General features: G+C 62.1%; 18 protein-coding genes. 9 read left to right on the top strand and 9 right to left on the bottom strand.

The window, feature by feature from the left end; all coding sequences use genetic code 11:
• Nucleotides 1-78: 78 nt before the first annotated feature.
• The 4 genes from pepE to BLU78_RS11705 all read left to right on the top strand — a co-directional run bounded on the left by pepE (nucleotide 79) and on the right by BLU78_RS11705 (nucleotide 3,357).
• The gene (pepE, locus tag BLU78_RS11720; RefSeq protein ID WP_010265897.1) at nucleotides 79-780 is read left to right on the top strand and encodes a dipeptidase PepE; all 702 of its coding nucleotides are present in this window, start codon (nucleotides 79-81) and stop codon (nucleotides 778-780) included.
• Nucleotides 781-800: 20 nt separating this feature from the next.
• Nucleotides 801-1,643 (top strand): prephenate dehydrogenase, encoded by an 843-nt coding sequence (locus BLU78_RS11715; protein WP_010265899.1) that lies wholly within the window; start codon nucleotides 801-803, stop codon nucleotides 1,641-1,643.
• Nucleotides 1,643-2,008 carry a YraN family protein gene (locus tag BLU78_RS11710; RefSeq protein WP_010265903.1) on the top strand — a complete coding sequence of 122 codons (366 nt, stop codon included), beginning with the start codon at nucleotides 1,643-1,645 and terminating at the stop codon, nucleotides 2,006-2,008. The genes BLU78_RS11715 and BLU78_RS11710 overlap by 1 nt, the downstream gene beginning before the upstream one ends.
• A gap of 122 nt (nucleotides 2,009-2,130) precedes the next feature.
• Nucleotides 2,131-3,357, top strand: coding sequence for a 3-deoxy-D-manno-octulosonic acid transferase (locus tag BLU78_RS11705; protein ID WP_010265905.1), 1,227 nt, complete (start codon nucleotides 2,131-2,133; stop codon nucleotides 3,355-3,357).
• A 78-nt stretch (nucleotides 3,358-3,435) separates the two neighbouring features.
• Here the strand turns inward: BLU78_RS11705 and BLU78_RS11700 are convergent, their stop codons facing one another.
• Together BLU78_RS11700 and BLU78_RS11695 are read right to left on the bottom strand one after the other, a co-directional pair.
• Complete coding sequence (locus BLU78_RS11700) at nucleotides 3,436-4,713, bottom strand: histidine-type phosphatase (RefSeq protein ID WP_010265906.1); 1,278 nt, start codon at nucleotides 4,711-4,713, stop codon at nucleotides 3,436-3,438.
• Entirely contained in the window at nucleotides 4,707-5,993 is a 1,287-nt protein-coding gene (locus tag BLU78_RS11695; protein ID WP_010265907.1) for an L-cysteine desulfidase family protein, read from the bottom strand. The genes BLU78_RS11700 and BLU78_RS11695 overlap by 7 nt, the downstream gene beginning before the upstream one ends.
• Before the next feature lie 103 nt (nucleotides 5,994-6,096).
• Between BLU78_RS11695 and BLU78_RS11690 the strand changes: the two genes are divergently transcribed.
• Nucleotides 6,097-6,678, top strand: coding sequence for an NUDIX hydrolase (locus tag BLU78_RS11690; protein WP_010265908.1), 582 nt, complete (start codon nucleotides 6,097-6,099; stop codon nucleotides 6,676-6,678).
• Nucleotides 6,679-6,724: 46 nt separating this feature from the next.
• Here BLU78_RS11690 and BLU78_RS11685 read toward each other — a convergent pair whose 3' ends face one another.
• Nucleotides 6,725-7,402: a nitroreductase family protein gene (locus BLU78_RS11685; RefSeq protein WP_010265909.1), complete on the bottom strand. Its 678-nt coding sequence runs from the start codon at nucleotides 7,400-7,402 to the stop codon at nucleotides 6,725-6,727.
• A gap of 58 nt (nucleotides 7,403-7,460) precedes the next feature.
• Nucleotides 7,461-7,928 (bottom strand): HRDC domain-containing protein, encoded by a 468-nt coding sequence (locus BLU78_RS11680; RefSeq protein ID WP_010265910.1) that lies wholly within the window; start codon nucleotides 7,926-7,928, stop codon nucleotides 7,461-7,463.
• Between the two features lie 98 nt (nucleotides 7,929-8,026).
• On the opposite strand from BLU78_RS11680, the gene BLU78_RS11675 reads away from it, so the two are divergent.
• A complete protein-coding gene (locus BLU78_RS11675; RefSeq protein ID WP_010265912.1) occupies nucleotides 8,027-8,881 on the top strand; it encodes a 4Fe-4S binding protein in 855 nt (284 codons plus the stop codon).
• A 3-nt stretch (nucleotides 8,882-8,884) separates the two neighbouring features.
• The gene (locus tag BLU78_RS11670) at nucleotides 8,885-9,325 is read left to right on the top strand and encodes a GNAT family N-acetyltransferase (protein ID WP_010265913.1); all 441 of its coding nucleotides are present in this window, start codon (nucleotides 8,885-8,887) and stop codon (nucleotides 9,323-9,325) included.
• Here the strand turns inward: BLU78_RS11670 and BLU78_RS11665 are convergent.
• The 4 genes from BLU78_RS11665 to BLU78_RS11650 form a co-directional block, all read right to left on the bottom strand.
• A complete protein-coding gene (locus BLU78_RS11665) occupies nucleotides 9,322-9,903 on the bottom strand; it encodes a LutC/YkgG family protein (RefSeq protein WP_010265914.1) in 582 nt (193 codons plus the stop codon). The two genes, BLU78_RS11670 and BLU78_RS11665, sit on opposite strands and share 4 nt — an antisense overlap.
• A gap of 147 nt (nucleotides 9,904-10,050) precedes the next feature.
• Nucleotides 10,051-11,415, bottom strand: coding sequence for a lactate utilization protein B (locus BLU78_RS11660; RefSeq protein WP_010265915.1), 1,365 nt, complete (start codon nucleotides 11,413-11,415; stop codon nucleotides 10,051-10,053).
• The gene (locus BLU78_RS11655) at nucleotides 11,412-12,152 is read right to left on the bottom strand and encodes a (Fe-S)-binding protein (RefSeq protein WP_010265917.1); all 741 of its coding nucleotides are present in this window, start codon (nucleotides 12,150-12,152) and stop codon (nucleotides 11,412-11,414) included. Before BLU78_RS11655 ends, BLU78_RS11660 begins: the two co-directional genes overlap by 4 nt.
• Before the next feature lie 142 nt (nucleotides 12,153-12,294).
• Nucleotides 12,295-12,732: an Hsp20/alpha crystallin family protein gene (locus tag BLU78_RS11650; RefSeq protein WP_010265919.1), complete on the bottom strand. Its 438-nt coding sequence runs from the start codon at nucleotides 12,730-12,732 to the stop codon at nucleotides 12,295-12,297.
• Between the two features lie 194 nt (nucleotides 12,733-12,926).
• On the opposite strand from BLU78_RS11650, the gene BLU78_RS11645 reads away from it, so the two are divergent.
• Nucleotides 12,927-13,451, top strand: coding sequence for a GNAT family N-acetyltransferase (locus tag BLU78_RS11645; RefSeq protein WP_010265921.1), 525 nt, complete (start codon nucleotides 12,927-12,929; stop codon nucleotides 13,449-13,451).
• Between the two features lie 238 nt (nucleotides 13,452-13,689).
• Here BLU78_RS11645 and BLU78_RS11640 read toward each other — a convergent pair whose 3' ends face one another.
• A complete protein-coding gene (locus BLU78_RS11640; protein WP_010265923.1) occupies nucleotides 13,690-14,124 on the bottom strand; it encodes a hypothetical protein in 435 nt (144 codons plus the stop codon).
• Nucleotides 14,125-14,226: 102 nt separating this feature from the next.
• On the opposite strand from BLU78_RS11640, the gene BLU78_RS11635 reads away from it, so the two are divergent.
• Nucleotides 14,227-15,234: a DUF1848 domain-containing protein gene (locus BLU78_RS11635; protein WP_010265925.1), complete on the top strand. Its 1,008-nt coding sequence runs from the start codon at nucleotides 14,227-14,229 to the stop codon at nucleotides 15,232-15,234.
• Nucleotides 15,235-15,238: the final 4 nt, after the last annotated feature.

Below are 15,238 nucleotides of genomic sequence, written 5' to 3'. Positions count from 1 at the left end.
AACGGCGTGATTTTTTATTCACAACTTTTTCGACATTTAGCACACTTTTTTAATTAATACATTCAAAACCATAGCCTTATGAAATTGCTTCTGATCTCGAATTCGACCAATGCCGGCGAGGAATATCTGCGTTATCCGCTGCCCGAGATAGGTCGGTTCCTCGACGGGGTGCGCGAAGTGGTCTTCGTGCCCTATGCCGCGGTCACCTTCTCCTACGCCGAATACGAGAAGAAGGTACAGGCGCGTTTCGCCGAACTCGGCATCCGCGTACGCTCGGTGCACCGGGCCAAGGACCCTGCGGCCCTGATCCGCACGGCCGAAGCCGTCTGCGTCGGCGGCGGCAACACCTTCGCCCTGACCAAAAAGATGCAGCAGCAAGGGCTGATGAAAGCCATACTCCGCAAAATCAAAGCCGGAACACCTTATGTCGGCTGGTCCGCCGGCAGCAACGTCTGCTGCCCGACGATCTGCACCACAAACGATATGCCCATCGTCGAACCCGAATCGTTCAGCGCCATCGGGGCCGTGAAGTTCCAGATCAACCCCCACTACCTCGACGCCAATCCCGAAGGACATGCGGGCGAGACGCGCGAACAGCGCATCCTCGAATACATCGAGGCCAATCCGCGCCGCTGGGTGGCCGGACTGCGCGAGGGATGCATGCTGCGGCTCGAGGACGGAAAACTGGAACTGATCGGCAAGCGTCCGATGCGGATGTTCCGCAAAGGCGTGGAAACCTTCGAGGTAGAGCCGGGCGGCGACCTCTCTTTTTTGTTATAATATAAATAGGTATATCTGCCATGAAAGTACTGATTGCGGGCATGGGTCTCATCGGAGGCTCGTTCGCCTTGGCCCTGCGCGACCACGAGCTCGCGGAGGAGATACTCGGCGTTGAAAACACCGAGGAACATGCGGTCGAGGCCCTGCAACTGGGGCTGGCGGACCGCATGGTCGGCTTCGAAGAGGGCATCGCCGAGGCAGACCTCGTGGTGCTGGCCACCCCCGTCGACACCATCCCGCTGATGGCCGTCAAAGCGCTCAACCGCGTGAACGACAAACAGGTGGTGATGGACATGGGTTCGATCAAAGGCGAGTTGTGCGAAGTGATCTCGATGCACGCGCACCGCGGACGCTTCGTCGCCGCACACCCGATGTGGGGTACGGAGTACAGCGGTCCCAGGGCCGCCCAGCAAGGCGCTTTCACGGGACGCAGCGTCGTGCTGTGCGACACCGTCCGCAGCGACAAGGACGCGCTGGCCGTCGTGGAACGGATTTTCCGCTCGCTGGGCTGCCCGGCAGTCTACATGGACCCCGAGGAGCACGACCTGCACGCAGCCTACGTTTCGCACATCTCGCACGTCACGTCGTTCGCGCTGGCCCTCACGGTGCTCGAAAAGGAGCGCGAGGAGCGCCACATCTTCGACCTGGCGGGCGGCGGTTTCGAAAGCACGGTGCGCCTGGCCAAGAGTTCCGCAGCGACGTGGGTCCCGATCCTGCTGCAAAACAAGTACAACGTGCTGGACGTCCTGCGCGAACACATCCACCAGTTGCAGATCATGCGCCGGATGCTCGAACGCGACGATGCCGAAGGGCTGAAAAACGCCATGGACCGCGCCAACACCATTCAGCGCATCATCCGCTGATGACCGCCGCAGCCGAGACGGGACAGGCCGGCGAACGCGCCGCGACCGAACACCTCCGCCGCGCGGGATACGACATCTGCGCCCTCAACTGGCGGCAGGGCCGCGACGAGCTGGACATCGTAGCGCTGAAAGACGGCGTTCTGCATTTCGTGGAGGTCAAAACCCGCCGGACGGGGTCGCTCACGCCGCCCGAGGCTGCCGCCACGCAGCGGAAATTCCGGGCCCTGAGCCGCGCCGCCGCCTGCTACCTGCGCACGACGGGCTGGGAGGGAGAAGTGCAGTTCGACCTGGCCTCGGCCGAGGCGTTTCCCGACGGAACGGTCCGCGTCGAGCTGATCGAAAATGCGCTGGAATACAACTGGTAATTTTGCAGTTCCGACAAATTATGCTATCTTTGCCGGACTGAAAAAGAACTTCCTGATGCTGAGCCGCAAGCGGATAGGGCACAGGAGGCAAGAAACTGAAAACCTCAACACCGTAAATACCGATGTGGTTCTATAATTTCGGTCTGCTTCTCTATGTATGGGCCATACGCCTCGTAGCGCCGCGTCATCAGAAGGCCCGGCTCTGGCTCGAAGGCCGCAAAGACCTTTTCCGACGCATGCGGGAAGCCATCGACCCCTCCGCCCGAATCGTCTGGGTGCATGTCGCGTCACTCGGGGAGTTCGAGCAGGGGCGTCCCATCATCGAACGAATTCGCAAGGACTATCCCGAATACAAAATCCTCGTCACCTTCTTCTCGCCCTCGGGCTATGAGATCCGCAAGAACTACAAGGGCGCCGACTACATCTTCTACCTGCCCCTCGACACGCCGCGCAACGCCCGCCGGTTCCTCGACGCCGCCCGCCCCGAAATCGCAATCTTCGTCAAATACGAATACTGGCTCAACCTGCTGCGCGAACTGCGCCGCCGCAAGGTCCGCACCTATGTCGTATCGGCCATCTTCCGGCGCAATTCGGTCTTCTTCCGCCCCTACGGCGGCATGTGGCGGCAGGCCCTCGAGTCGTTCGATGTGATGTTCGTGCAGAACGAGGAGTCGAAGAAACTGCTGGCGACGCTCGGTTTCGACAACGTGCTGGTAGCCGGCGATACGCGCTTCGACCGCGTCGCCGAGATCGCCCGGGCAGCCAAGCACATCGACATCATCGACCGCTTCAAGGCCGACGACCGGCTGTTCGTCGCGGGGTCCACGTGGGAACCCGACGAGGAGCTGCTGATACGGCTTATCAACGACAATCCCTGCGTGAAATTCGTCGTTGCCCCCCACGAGATGGACGAAAGCCGCATCGCACGCCTGATGTCCGAGGTCAAAGGCGGCGCCCTGCGCTACACGCAGTGCACTCCCCGTACGGCTTACGGCTCACGGCAAGTGCTGATCCTCGACACCGTGGGGATTCTCGCGTCGGTCTACGGCTACGCCACGTGGAGCTACATCGGCGGCGGATTCGGCGTCGGCATCCACAACACGCTCGAAGCCGCGACGTTCGGCCTGCCGGTGGCATTCGGCCCCAACTACCAGAAATTCAAGGAGGCCCGCGACCTGGTGACGCTCGGCGCGGCCCGTTCGGTCAGCGACTATGAGCAACTGCGGACGTGGTTCGTCCCCCTGCGCGACAACGAGGAGTTCCTCCAGAAGACCAGCCGCATCGCCAAAGACTACACCACGCGCCACCAGGGGGCAACGGACATCATCGTCAAAACGATCTTCCACTGAACCGCCATCCGGTGACATCCATAAAAACGTGCAGCCTCTTGCGGGGCTGCACGCTTCTTTTTCCGTGATCCGGGAGCATCATCCGTAAAGCGACTCACAGTATTCTTTCAGCTCCGCCCACGGGTAGTAGGGACCGCCGGATATCGGCAGCCGGGCGTCGCGCTCGTTGTGCAGCACGCGAACCCGCACATCGCCCGTCGCGGGATTGCGGAAGAAGACGAACTGGATGTTGGTGCCCATCGGCGTCACGGTCTGGGCATTCCACGCCGCGGCGATGTCGTCGAGCGACTCCACGCGCGTCGAAGCGCCCTCAACGCCCAGCAGAGCCAGCATCGGCGTTATGCAGGTGTCGTGCCCGAAGCGCAGCGAAGCCGAAAGGCCCGACTCACCCCGGACGACCTTGTCGGCCGTCTCGACGATATTGCGCAGCAGCGCCCCGGCATCGGCGACGATCGGCCCTCCGAAGCGAGCCGAGGGTCCCATCTGCATATAGCGAAGGGCGTTCTCGCACTCCCAGAGCGAGTAGAGTTCCTCGTCGGTAAAGATGTCGTAGAACGGTTCAATGCCCAGATGGCTGACATCTTGGACGATGCCGGCGAGCAGGAAAAGGTCCTGCATCAGTTCCAGCGGATCGGCGACGACCCGGGAATCGGTGACCAGCGACCGCACCAGCCGGTCGGGGTTCAGCCGCGCACGGCTCAGACTGTCGGCGACCGCCGCAATCGCCTCTCGGGCAAGCGCCTGCGAATTTCCCCGCGCCATGTAATCGAGGTAGCGCCCGCTCGCGTCGCGAGTGGTCGAGATCGCGGGATTGAGTTCTTTGAGACGTTCGTTGAAAGCCGCCATGCTCAGAATACAGCGCGGCACGAGCGTCGAGCGGCTCTCGACACGGCACACGCGGCCGCCGTCGGTCGAAAAGACCCCGGGCCAGGCCGCATACATGCGCTCGGCTATGCCCCGGTGCTCGGCAACTCCGCGGGGCGAAAGATCCCCGTAACGCAGGCGGGCGTCTTCGGCCAACGCCTCGGCCTTCGCCAGCACCTCCTGCCCCTTCGGGGTCAGCTTGCCGGCCTCAGCGGCCCGGCGCAGCACGTCGAGAGGCTGGGCGTAGGCCTTCTCCTTAGAGTGGTAGCGGCTGCCGTGACGGCCGTAATGGCTGATGTAGAAAGGTTCGTAACCTGCGGGAATGGGGACGTCGGGCCCCGGCAGGTATTCGTAGGAATGGTAAATTCCCGCCGAGCGTTCGGGATGCGCGGCGAGTTCGGCAGGGGTGGGCTGCGCCGCGGCGCAGGTTCCGGAGAGCAGCAACAGCGCCAGCAGCCGGATTTTCAGTGTAAGATATCTCATAATCAGCATTTATTGGTCATTATTCGAAGCACGAGCCGGTCGGTTTCGTCCATGCCCTCACGGCCGATAGTCGTCAGGTTGCGGATGCAACGGTCCACATCCTCCTCGATGATCCCCTCGACCGGACTGACACAGCGGCCGTCCATAGCCATCATCGCCGAGAGCACGGCCGTCGAGACGCCGCTCGTGAGTTTCATCGCACAGCTGGGTTTGGCGCCGTCGCAGATCATGCCCGTCAGGTTGGCGATCATGTTCTTCACCGCCGCGGCCGCCTGGTCGTAACCGCCGCCCATCAGGTAGGTGATGCCGCAGCTCGAACCCGTTGCGGCCACCACGCAGCCGCACAGGGCCGACAGCCGCCCGAGGCTCTGTTTGATGTAGATCACCGTCAGGTGGCTCAGCGCCAGCGCACGGATCGTCTGCTCTTCCGTGGCCTGCATTTCATCGGCGTAGACCGCCACGGGAAGCGTCGCGGCAATGCCCTGGTTGCCGCTGCCCGAATTGCTCATCACCGGAATCATCGCCCCCGCCATACGGGCGTCGCAGGCCGCCGAGGTATAGGATAGAATCCGCGTGAAGATGCTGTCGCCCATCACCTTCCGTTCACGGTCGCAGCGCAGCGTGCGGCCCACGCAATGACCGTACTCGCCGGCGAACGACCGCTCGGCGGCAGCCATGTTCAGGCGGCGGGTCTCGAGGATGAAGCGCAGTTCGTCCACGGGCGAGGTCATGGCGAAATCCCACACCCGGGCCAGGGTCAGGGGCACCTCTCCGGCCTCGTCGTCACACTCCGCGGGGGTCCGTTTGTCGAACAACACCTCGCCGTCGCGGCTCACGAAGACGAAATCCGTATGCCCGCCGGCAATGACCGCCACGGCCCGATGTCCGTCCGCTTCGACCTCCGCCTCGATGTAGAGCTTTTCGCAGACGCCCTCCTTCAGCCCGATCGAGATGCACCGCCGGTCGATCATCTCCCGGCCGCGTTCGACGGCCTCCGGCGTCACGTCGCGCAGCACCTCCAACCGGTATTCCGAACGGCCGATCAAAGCCCCGAGGGCCACGGCGATCGGCAGTCCGATCATCCCCGTCCCGGGAATCCCAACGCCCATGGCGTTTTTGAGGATGTTGGCGCTCAGGCGCACGGTGATCCTTTCGGGCTCCGCACCCAGGGTCTCCGCAGCGCGCGCCGTGCACAGCGCCACGGCAATCGGCTCGGTGCACCCGATGGCGGGCACCACTTCGCAGTTGATGAGGTCGATGATCTTTCGGCGTTCGGATGAAGAGAGCATTGCGGTTGTTTTTAGGATATGACAAATGAAAGTGCCGTTACGACACAGACCATCAAAGATAACAAATTTTCGCTATTTTTGCCAACAGACAACAAGCTAAATCATGGAAAATCTGAAAAACCGGAAGTGGAAAGTCCTGACGAGCGAATACCTCGCGCGCAAACCGTGGTTCACGGTCCGCCACGAAAGCCTCGAGTTGCCCGACGGACGCCGCATTCCCGACTATTACGTTCTCGAATATCCCGACTGGATCAACGTCATCGCCATCACGCGCGACGGACGGTTCGTCTTCGTCGACCAATACCGCCACGGGCTCGGAGAGACCTCCTACGAGACGCCCGCCGGGGTGTCGGAACCCTCCGACGGGTCGATGCTCGCCGCGGCGCAGCGCGAGCTGGCCGAGGAGACGGGTTACGGCGGCGGCGAATGGCGGCTGCTCATGACCGTATCGGCCAACCCCTCGACACACTCCAACCTCACCCACTGCTTCCTCGCCACGGGAGTCGAGAAGATCGGCGAACAGCACCTCGACCCGACGGAGGACCTGCGCGTGCATCTCCTGACGCGCGCAGAGGTATTGGAACTGCTCCGCACCGACCGCATCCGGCAATCCCTGATGGCCGCGCCGCTGTGGCGGTACTTCGCTGAAAACCCCGCTTCACCCGAGGGATTCCGGGCGAAATGACATCGAGCGGTCCCCGGGGACCGCTCGACGCATTCGAAAAGGCCGCCTATCTGCCGACGGTCTGGGCCAGCGCCACGAAATAACGCGCCGGATCGAGCCCGAGGGCGGACATCAGCTCCGCTTCGGGGGCGCTGCCGCGCGTGATCGAGCGCAGGCCGTGACCTGCGGTGTAGAGGTTGACGTTCTCGGCATAGCCCGCAGCATCCTGCCCGCAGAGGTAACGGGTATGCTCCGCGGGAATGTTCTTCCCTTCATAGACCGCGAGATCGGCGACATAAACCAGGTTCAGGGGCGCCGTAAAGACGAAATCCTGCATCCCGGCCAACTTGCGGCGGTCGCCTTCCGCGACGCGCACGAGTTTGTTCGCCTTGGCATCGTAGGCATACACGCCCTCGGCGAAGAAGGCGTAGACCCGGATCGGATAGAGCGCCAGCGCCGAGGGGGCCGTCAGGCGATCCGTTCCCGGACGATTGACGCCGGCGGCAGCCCACATCACGCCCGAAAGCTCTTCGAGCGTCAGCGGTGCAGCGCTATACTCGCGCCACGAGCGACGATCGGCCAAGGCCTGATTGATGGTCGCTCCGCCCACGGTGTCGGGAGTCAGAAGGACGATTTCGGGACCGTGCTTCACTTCGGTCCGGGTCACCGCGGCCTTCCGGGCCGACGGGGCGCCTCCGCACGCCGCCAACAGCAGCGCGGCACAGGCAAACAGTTTCGTTTTCATAGTCTTGCGTGTTTTTAGTTCCAAACAAAAATAATGCACGCGGAGCACAATACCAAATTTATCCGCACGCATCCTCCAGCGAATCGAGCACGGCGACGATCTCCGCACCGTAACGCTCCGCGCGGCGGGGTCCGAAGCCGCGGATTTCGAGCAGGTCCTCGGGCGTTGCGACGTCGTTCCGGGCGATGTTGAGCAGGTCGCGGTTCGAGGCGATGACGAAAGGCTTGCGCCCCATGGCTTCGGCCCTCCGGTCGCGCCACAGGCAGAGCGCCTCGTAACGTTCGCACTCCTGCCCGGTGAGGTCCGTCGCGGGAGGCAGAAAATCCCCGACCAGCGCCGGAGCCGCGGCGATCTCCTCGTCGGTAGGGTCGTGGAAGATGACGATGACCGTCCACGACGACCGCCCGCGCAGGCATCCGCAATGGAGGCGCGAAACACGGACGGCGGCCAGAAATTCGTTCACGATCCGTTCGTCGCGCTCCCGCACGGCGGGATCGACGCGGATCTCAAAGGTTTTGATCTTCATAGTCGTTGTTTGAAGTTGCGTCCTCAAATATAGGCCAAAGAGCCGGATTCCGCAAAATCGCACCCCGAAACACGGGATTTTTATGTAACTTTGCCTGCATGAAGCCCGAAACCATCCACACCGTCGTCTTCTCGCCGACGGGAACTTCGAAAAAGATCGCCTCGGCCGTGGCCCGGGGCATCGCCTCCGCGGCCGGAACGGACCCCGCCGAAACCGCCCCGCTGAGAACCATCGACCTGACGCATACCGCCGGAGCGTCCGTGACGCTCCCCGCCGACACCGTGGCCGTGATCGCCGCACCCGTCTATGGGGGACACGCAGCCCCGACAGCCGTGAAGCGGCTCGAAACGCTCCGGGGCGAAGGCACTCCCGCCGTCGTCGTCGCGGTTTACGGCAACCGGGCGTTCGAAAAGGCCGTTGCGGAACTCGCCGGGCTGGCCGTCCGGCAGGGATTCGTCCCGGTGGCCGCCGGGGCGTTCGTCGGAGAGCATTCGTACAGCACCCCCGAGACCCCCGTCGCCGCAGGACGCCCCGACGCGCAGGACCTCGCTGAGGCCGCGGCATTCGGCGCCGCAGTGCGCAAAAAGCTCGACGCCGGGAACCTCACACCGGTCGACGCCGCCCGATTGAAAGACGTGCGGACGCCGCTGCTGCCGATGCTTCGTTTCATCCGCTTCGTGCTGGGCTACCGCCGCCGGCAGAAGAAAAATCCCGTCGTCTACCTGCCCGCAGGCGATGCCGGCCTTTGCACCCATTGCGGCCGCTGTGCGGCGATCTGCCCCACGCAGGCCATCGCCCGCGGCGACGAAGTGCACACCGACCCGGCACGCTGCATCCGCTGCTGCGCCTGCGTCAAAGGATGCCCGGTCAGTGCACGGAGTTTCCACACGCCCTTCGCCGCAGCCCTCGCGCGCAGTTTCACCCGGCGCAAACCACCCGTAATCCATTTATAACCCATGATAGAAAGACTCGAATCTCCGGCTCCGGCCGAACTGGATGCGCTTACCGCCTTGTGGGAAGGATCGGTACGCGCCACGCACGATTTCCTCGCTCCGGAAGACATCGCGTTTTTCCGCCGCATGGTGCGCGAAGAGGCGCTGTCCGGCGTGGAAGAACTCTATGTCATAAGGGATTCCGAAAACCGCTTCGCGGCCTTTGCGGGCATCGAAGCCGGGAACCTCGAGATGCTGTTCGTCGCGCCCGGGAAGCGCGGCAAAGGGCTGGGGCGAGAACTCGTGGAGTACCTCGTCGCACATCGCGGCGTGCGGCGCGTGGACGTCAACGAGCAGAACGCACAGGCCACAGGATTCTACGCCCGGATGGGCTTCCGCGTCGTCTCACGCAGCGACACGGACCCTTCGGGCCGTCCCTACCCCATTCTCCACCTCTCGCTTTAGGCCCGGATCACCACCGTCACGGACATCGGCCCGTGGGCGCCGAAGACCAACGCCTGCTCGATGTCGGCGGTCTTCGAAGGCCCCGACATGAAACATCCGTAACCGAAGTCGTCCACTTCGGGACGCACGACCGCCTCGTGCATGGTATCCACGATCGCGTCCTTCGGGATGACGACCATCAGCGCCGTAGCCCCGAAATAGAGGGCCTTGTGGCGAATGTCCTGCGCAATCCACACCGCGCCGTTCTCCGCAACGCCGAACGAACCCGCCACCACGCCCAGGTCGACGTCGACCAGTTCGCGCGCATCCTCCACAGCGTCGGGGTCGAGCGTGGCAACGGTCACGCCGGGCATCGCCGAAGCGATCGTCCGCGCATCGGGATAACAACGGCGGATCACGTCGTCGAGCGTCTCGCCCGGCGCCATTTGCACCGCCCGGCCGCCTGCGGCCCCGAGCCGTTCGGCGAATGTCGCCGCGGGATCGTCGAAGCGCTGAGGCGCGAAATCCGGCGCGGGATGCGGGTATTCAGGCATCCCGTCGGCCGAAAGTTTTTTCAATATGATCTCTTTGCTATTCATTGTCTTGCTTTTTTCACCGGCTTTTCTCATCGCACGGTCGTTATCGCCGCCTCCGGCGGCGTTTGCAAATCCGACCCACCCCTAAATCCCCTCCTCAGGAGGGGACTTGGTGCCGCCATGCGGCAAGAAGCGTTGCGGACAGCCTTGCTACTTATTCGTCTTTTTCCACCAACCATTGAATGTTTTCGGGGCAAAGGGCGGCATGGCGCGGCCGGGAGCGCTCCACGGGTTGAGCCCGTTCTCAAGCACGAAGCGCGGCAGTTTCTCCGCCGCACGGGCCAGGGCGATGCCGCCGTAGAAGCGTCGCCGTCCGCCCATGACGAAATCCATGCCTTTGACCGAGAGCTTCTTCACCGGATCGGCCAGGTGCATCCCGTCCAACTGCTGCCGCCACATGTAGATCTGCTCCCCGAGGTCGATCTGCGCCGGGCAGACGTCCGAACAGGAGTAGCACAGCGAGCAGGCCGAAACGTTGCCGTGGTACAGCTTCGGCGAACGCAGCATTCCGAGGTTGATGCCCAGCGGTCCGGGGATGAAATAGGAGTAGGTATGGCCTCCCGAACGGCGGTAGACCGGGCAGGTGTTCATACAGGCCCCGCAGCGGAGGCATTTGAGCATGTTGCGGTGCGCTTCGTCGGCCAGCCATTCCGAACGGCCGTTGTCGACCAGAATGACGTGAATCCGCTTGCCCGGGGCGGGTTTGCGGTAGAGCGAGGTGTAACTCGTAATGGGCTGTCCGGTGCCCGAGCGGGCCAACAGGCGCGTGAAGACCGCCAGCGCCTCCATGTCGGGAATCACCTTCTCGATCCCCATGATGGCGATGTGCAGGTCGGCGAACGAGGTGCCCAGATCGGCGTTGCCCTCGTTGGTGCAGACGGCCAGCGCCCCCGTGGAGGCCACAGCGAAATTGACACCCGTCATCGAAACGTCGGCCCCGAGGAATTTCGGACGCAGGGCCTTGCGGGCCGCATGGGTCAGGTATGTGGGGTCGCTGTTGCCCGGCTCGGTGCCCATCTCGCGCTCGAAAAGAGCCCCGACCTCCTCGCGCCGCACGGCGATCGCCGGCAGGACGATGTGGCTGGGCGGCTGGTGCAGCAGTTGCATGATCCGCTCCCCGAGGTCGCTCTCCACGGCATCGACGCCCCGTTCGCGCAGATAAGGCGTCAGTCCGCACTCCTCCGAGAGCATCGACTTGCTTTTGATGAGGTTCGTGCCGCCGTGCTCGCGGACCAACCGCCAGACCGTCGCGTTCATCTCCGCGGCATCCTTCGCCCAGTGGACCACCATGCCGTTGGCCGTGGCGTTGCGTTCGAACTCGCAGAGGTAATGTCCCAGGCGGCTCAGGGTGTGGCGTTTGATTGCGGACGACAGCCGCCGCAGTTCCTCCCACTCGGGGACCGTCGTCATCATCCGGTCGCGCTTCTCGCGCACGGCATACAGCGCCTTGTCGTGCCAGGCCATGCGTTCGGCGTCGGCGACGAATCGTTTCGCGGCTTTGGAATGGGTGCTCATAACTTCGAATTGAGGATTTCAACGATGTGGAGGGTCTTCACCGGCAGTTGCTCGCGGTCGATGATCCCCTGCATGTGCATCAGGCACGACGAATCGGCCCCGGTGATGTACTCGGCCCCGGTGTCGATGTGCCGCCGGACTTTGGCGCGCCCCATGGCCACCGAGACGGCATTCTCCTCGACGGAGAACATCCCGCCGAAACCGCAGCACTCGTCCCGCCGCTCCGGCTCCATGACCTCGACGCCCTCGACCAGCGACAGCAGGTCGCGGAGCTTCGAACGGTAGGGAACGTTCATCTCGCTGGGCGACGAGAGGCCCATCTTGCGCACCCCGTGGCAAGAGTTGTGCAGGCTCACCTTATGGGGAAAACGGGCGTCCAACCGCGCAGGCTTCACCACGTCGTGCAGGAACTCGCAAATTTCCCAGATGCGCGCGTCGACGCACGCATGCTCCCTGTAATTATCCAGCAGACGCGGGTAACCCTCGCGCACGAAGACCACGCAACTGGCCGACGGGCCCACGACATAGTCGTATGTTTCGAACAACGCATTCATGCGTTCCGCCAGCGCTTTGGCGTCTTTTTCGAAGCCCGCATTGGCCATCGGCTGACCGCAGCAGGTCTGGTCCAGCGGGTAGTCGACCTCGCAGCCGACCTTGCGCAGCAACTCGTACGACGCCCGCCCCACCTCGGGATAGACCGCATTGATGTAACAGGGAATGAACAATCCGACTTTCATCTGTTTTAATTTTAACACCAAACTAAACCACACCAAAGATACGGATTTTTTCCGAGACTTGTGCATGGAGTGACTTTCCTTCCGCTAAATTACAAAAAAAGAGGGCCCGGTATTCCGGTCCCTCTTCATTTCCGACACATTTTTACTTAATCTCGATCTGCCGGGCGGCGGAAGCGGCTTCCGTCACCTTGCGTTTCGGAATCTCAATGGTCATCACGCCGTTCTCGACCTTGGCCGAAACCTTGTCACGCTCGATATTGTCGGGCAGCAGCAGGCTTTGCTGGAACTGCGTGTAGGAAAATTCGCGGCGCAGGTAAGTGCCCTTGCGTTCCTTGTCCTCCTCCTTGGTTTCGTTCTTCTTCTCCACCGAGATGATCAGTTCGTTATCCTCGTTGAGATGCACCCTGAAGTCCTCCTTAGTCATCCCCGGAGCGGCGACCTCGACTTTGTATTCGTCGTCGTTCTCCAGGATATTGACGGCAGGAGCCGTGGTGTTGCGGCGCTCGACGAGCCAATCGTTACCCAGAAAATCATTGAAAATGCTCGGCAGCCAGTTCTGATTACGTCTTGCAGGTACCATAGTTTTGTCCTCCTTAGAATTATTTGGTTTAACATTCGTTTCATCTTTCCCGCCCCTCAGGAGCGGATTCACCTATATACGGTCAAATCCTGTGCCACGTCCAATTGGATGAAAAAATGTCACAAATTGTCACACATGCTGAAAAATTGTCCTGACAGGACGACATTGTAATAACATTTGTTTACATTTGCAGCATGGACAAAGAATTGGTATTCCGGCAGGCGGTGCCCCACGAGGCGCCCCTCATCATGCAGATCATCCGCCAGGCACAGGCCCGGATGCACGCGGCAGGCAGCCGCCAGTGGCAGGACGGATATCCCGCCCCGGGGCATATCTCGGCGGACATCGGACGCGGACGCGGCTACGTGCTGTGCAGACCCGACACGAAGGAGTGCCACGCGATCATCGCCTACGGCGCAGTGGTATTCGACGGGGAACCGGCCTACGAAGCCCTCGAAGGCAAATGGCTCACCGACGGCCCCTACGTGCTGGTACACCGCATAGCCGTCGCCGACGGCGAACGCGGCAAAGGCGTGGCGGCGGAGTTCCTGCGCCATGTGGAGGAGATGGCCCGCGAACGGGGCATCGGTGCATTCCGCATCGACACCAACCACGACAACCACCCCATGCTGCGGCTGCTCGAACGCACGGGATTCACCCCCTGCGGAAAAGTCGTCTACCGGAGCGGCGAACGGCTGGCTTTCGAAAAAGAGATCTGAGCCCGCTGCCCACGGACAGCGCCGCCCGGAGTAAAAGTACAGTAATTATGAAAAAGCAACGAATCACCGAAAAGGATTACCTCAAAGCCCACCGCAAGGCGAGCCGCGAAGAGGAGATCGCACGGCACGGCCGGACGGCCCTGTGCCGCGCCGTCCACAAATCGAAAAAGACATACGATCGCAAACGCGAAAAGGCAGGTCTCAGAAACCTGCCTTTTTCATTTCATATCCTTGTGTCTCAGAGCTGCGCCGGCAAGACCGGTTCTTCGACGGGCCCGGGCTGTATGCCGAGCGGATCGACCGGTGCGGGACGCGCGGTGACGATGCTGTCGACGATGAATTTCGTGAATCCCCGCCAGGGCAGCGCGCCGAAATATTCGCGGTAATGCAGTTCAAGGGTCTTGCCGCCCTGCAACATCAACTCGCGGGCGAGCGCCTCGTCTTCGACCGAAAATTCGAATTCGTAGGATTGGATCGACCCGGCGCTCTTCGAGCGGATACCCGTCTGGATCAGCTTGCCTTCGTAAGTTTTGAAGACGAGCCCCTTATAAACGACATAGTTCAACTCCCCGCTCTTCACCCCCTCGCCGAAGACGAAGTAGAAACGGAAATAGAAGAACACGGCCAGTCCGACAGCGACCAGGACCGTGATGATGCCCCAATATTTTTTCATAATCTTTTCTGCTCGGCCGCACACGGCGGCAATCCTTTACAAAGGTAGCAAAAAGCACGACTGTTCCAAAACAGAATCGTATCTTTGCAGAAAACACCGGTCATGGCCTGGGAGAGGATCGACATAACGACGGAATCGGGCGAAACGGTGCGGGCGCAGGCGCCCGTGATCGTCTCGGCGAGCCGTGCCACGGACATTCCGGCATTCTACGCCGACTGGTTTTTCGACCGGCTGGAAAAAGGGTACTCCGCCTGGACGAACCCGTTCAACGGCGTGAAGTCGTATGTCTCCTACGCCCGGACGCGGCTGATCGTCTTCTGGTCGAAGAATCCCCGCCCGCTGCTGCCGCATCTGGAAAAACTGCGCGAAAAGGGCATCCGCTGCTACCTCCACTACACGCTCAACGACTACGAGACCGAAAGACTCGAACGCGGCGTTCCGCCGCTCGACGAACGGATCGAGACCTTTCTCCGGCTTTCGGAACTGTTGGGCAAAGAGCTGGTCATCTGGCGGTTCGACCCGCTGATACTGACCGAACAAACCGGCGTGGAGGAGTTGCTGCGCAAGGCGGAACGAATCGGCGACCGGCTCCGCGGGTATACCGCAAAGCTGGTTTTCAGCTTTGCGGACATCCGCATCTACCGCAGTGTGGAGAGCCGGCTGCGGAGAGACGCCCTCCCCTGCCGCGAATTCGACGGGCGGCAGATGTCCGACATGGCGGCCGGACTGGCGGAGCTGAACGAAAAGTGGGGTTATACGCTGGCCACGTGCGGCGAACGGGTCGACCTGTCGCAGTTCGGCGTCCGGCACAACAAATGCATCGACGACGAACTGATCGTCCGGCAATTCGCCGACGATCCGCTGCTGATGGATTTTCTGGGCGTAAGCCAAAAGGGGTTGTTCGGCCCGGGAACAGAGGTTCGTAAAAGCCTAAAGGACAAAGGGCAACGGGCTTTCTGCGGCTGTATCGCCAGCAAGGACATCGGCGAATACGACACCTGCCCGCACGGGTGCGCCTACTGTTACGCCAACCGCTCCGGCGGAAAGGCCGCCGAAAACTACCGTCTGCACCGGACCCGCCCCACCGCCGAAACGATCTCCGGCCAATAGGGTT

Origin of the sequence: Alistipes timonensis JC136 (assembly GCF_900107675.1) — a bacterium.
In the GTDB taxonomy this organism is placed as follows: domain Bacteria; phylum Bacteroidota; class Bacteroidia; order Bacteroidales; family Rikenellaceae; genus Alistipes; species Alistipes timonensis.
Note: the sequence above shows the minus strand (reverse complement) of the source record. Positions and strands in the feature narration are given on the sequence as shown.

Excerpts from the sequence above, each read along its gene's own strand:
- pepE (WP_010265897.1), top strand. The coding sequence starts at position 79 with ATGAAATTGCTTCTGATCTCGAATTCGACCAATGCCGGCGAGGAATAT.
- BLU78_RS11715 (WP_010265899.1), top strand. The coding sequence starts at position 801 with ATGAAAGTACTGATTGCGGGCATGGGTCTCATCGGAGGCTCGTTCGCC.
- BLU78_RS11710 (WP_010265903.1), top strand. The coding sequence starts at position 1,643 with ATGACCGCCGCAGCCGAGACGGGACAGGCCGGCGAACGCGCCGCGACC.
- BLU78_RS11705 (WP_010265905.1), top strand. The coding sequence starts at position 2,131 with ATGTGGTTCTATAATTTCGGTCTGCTTCTCTATGTATGGGCCATACGC.
- BLU78_RS11700 (WP_010265906.1), bottom strand. The coding sequence starts at position 4,713 with ATGCTGATTATGAGATATCTTACACTGAAAATCCGGCTGCTGGCGCTG.
- BLU78_RS11695 (WP_010265907.1), bottom strand. The coding sequence starts at position 5,993 with ATGCTCTCTTCATCCGAACGCCGAAAGATCATCGACCTCATCAACTGC.
- BLU78_RS11690 (WP_010265908.1), top strand. The coding sequence starts at position 6,097 with ATGGAAAATCTGAAAAACCGGAAGTGGAAAGTCCTGACGAGCGAATAC.
- BLU78_RS11685 (WP_010265909.1), bottom strand. The coding sequence starts at position 7,402 with ATGAAAACGAAACTGTTTGCCTGTGCCGCGCTGCTGTTGGCGGCGTGC.
- BLU78_RS11680 (WP_010265910.1), bottom strand. The coding sequence starts at position 7,928 with ATGAAGATCAAAACCTTTGAGATCCGCGTCGATCCCGCCGTGCGGGAG.
- BLU78_RS11675 (WP_010265912.1), top strand. The coding sequence starts at position 8,027 with ATGAAGCCCGAAACCATCCACACCGTCGTCTTCTCGCCGACGGGAACT.
- BLU78_RS11670 (WP_010265913.1), top strand. The coding sequence starts at position 8,885 with ATGATAGAAAGACTCGAATCTCCGGCTCCGGCCGAACTGGATGCGCTT.
- BLU78_RS11665 (WP_010265914.1), bottom strand. The coding sequence starts at position 9,903 with ATGAATAGCAAAGAGATCATATTGAAAAAACTTTCGGCCGACGGGATG.
- BLU78_RS11660 (WP_010265915.1), bottom strand. The coding sequence starts at position 11,415 with ATGAGCACCCATTCCAAAGCCGCGAAACGATTCGTCGCCGACGCCGAA.
- BLU78_RS11655 (WP_010265917.1), bottom strand. The coding sequence starts at position 12,152 with ATGAAAGTCGGATTGTTCATTCCCTGTTACATCAATGCGGTCTATCCC.
- BLU78_RS11650 (WP_010265919.1), bottom strand. The coding sequence starts at position 12,732 with ATGGTACCTGCAAGACGTAATCAGAACTGGCTGCCGAGCATTTTCAAT.
- BLU78_RS11645 (WP_010265921.1), top strand. The coding sequence starts at position 12,927 with ATGGACAAAGAATTGGTATTCCGGCAGGCGGTGCCCCACGAGGCGCCC.
- BLU78_RS11640 (WP_010265923.1), bottom strand. The coding sequence starts at position 14,124 with ATGAAAAAATATTGGGGCATCATCACGGTCCTGGTCGCTGTCGGACTG.
- BLU78_RS11635 (WP_010265925.1), top strand. The coding sequence starts at position 14,227 with ATGGCCTGGGAGAGGATCGACATAACGACGGAATCGGGCGAAACGGTG.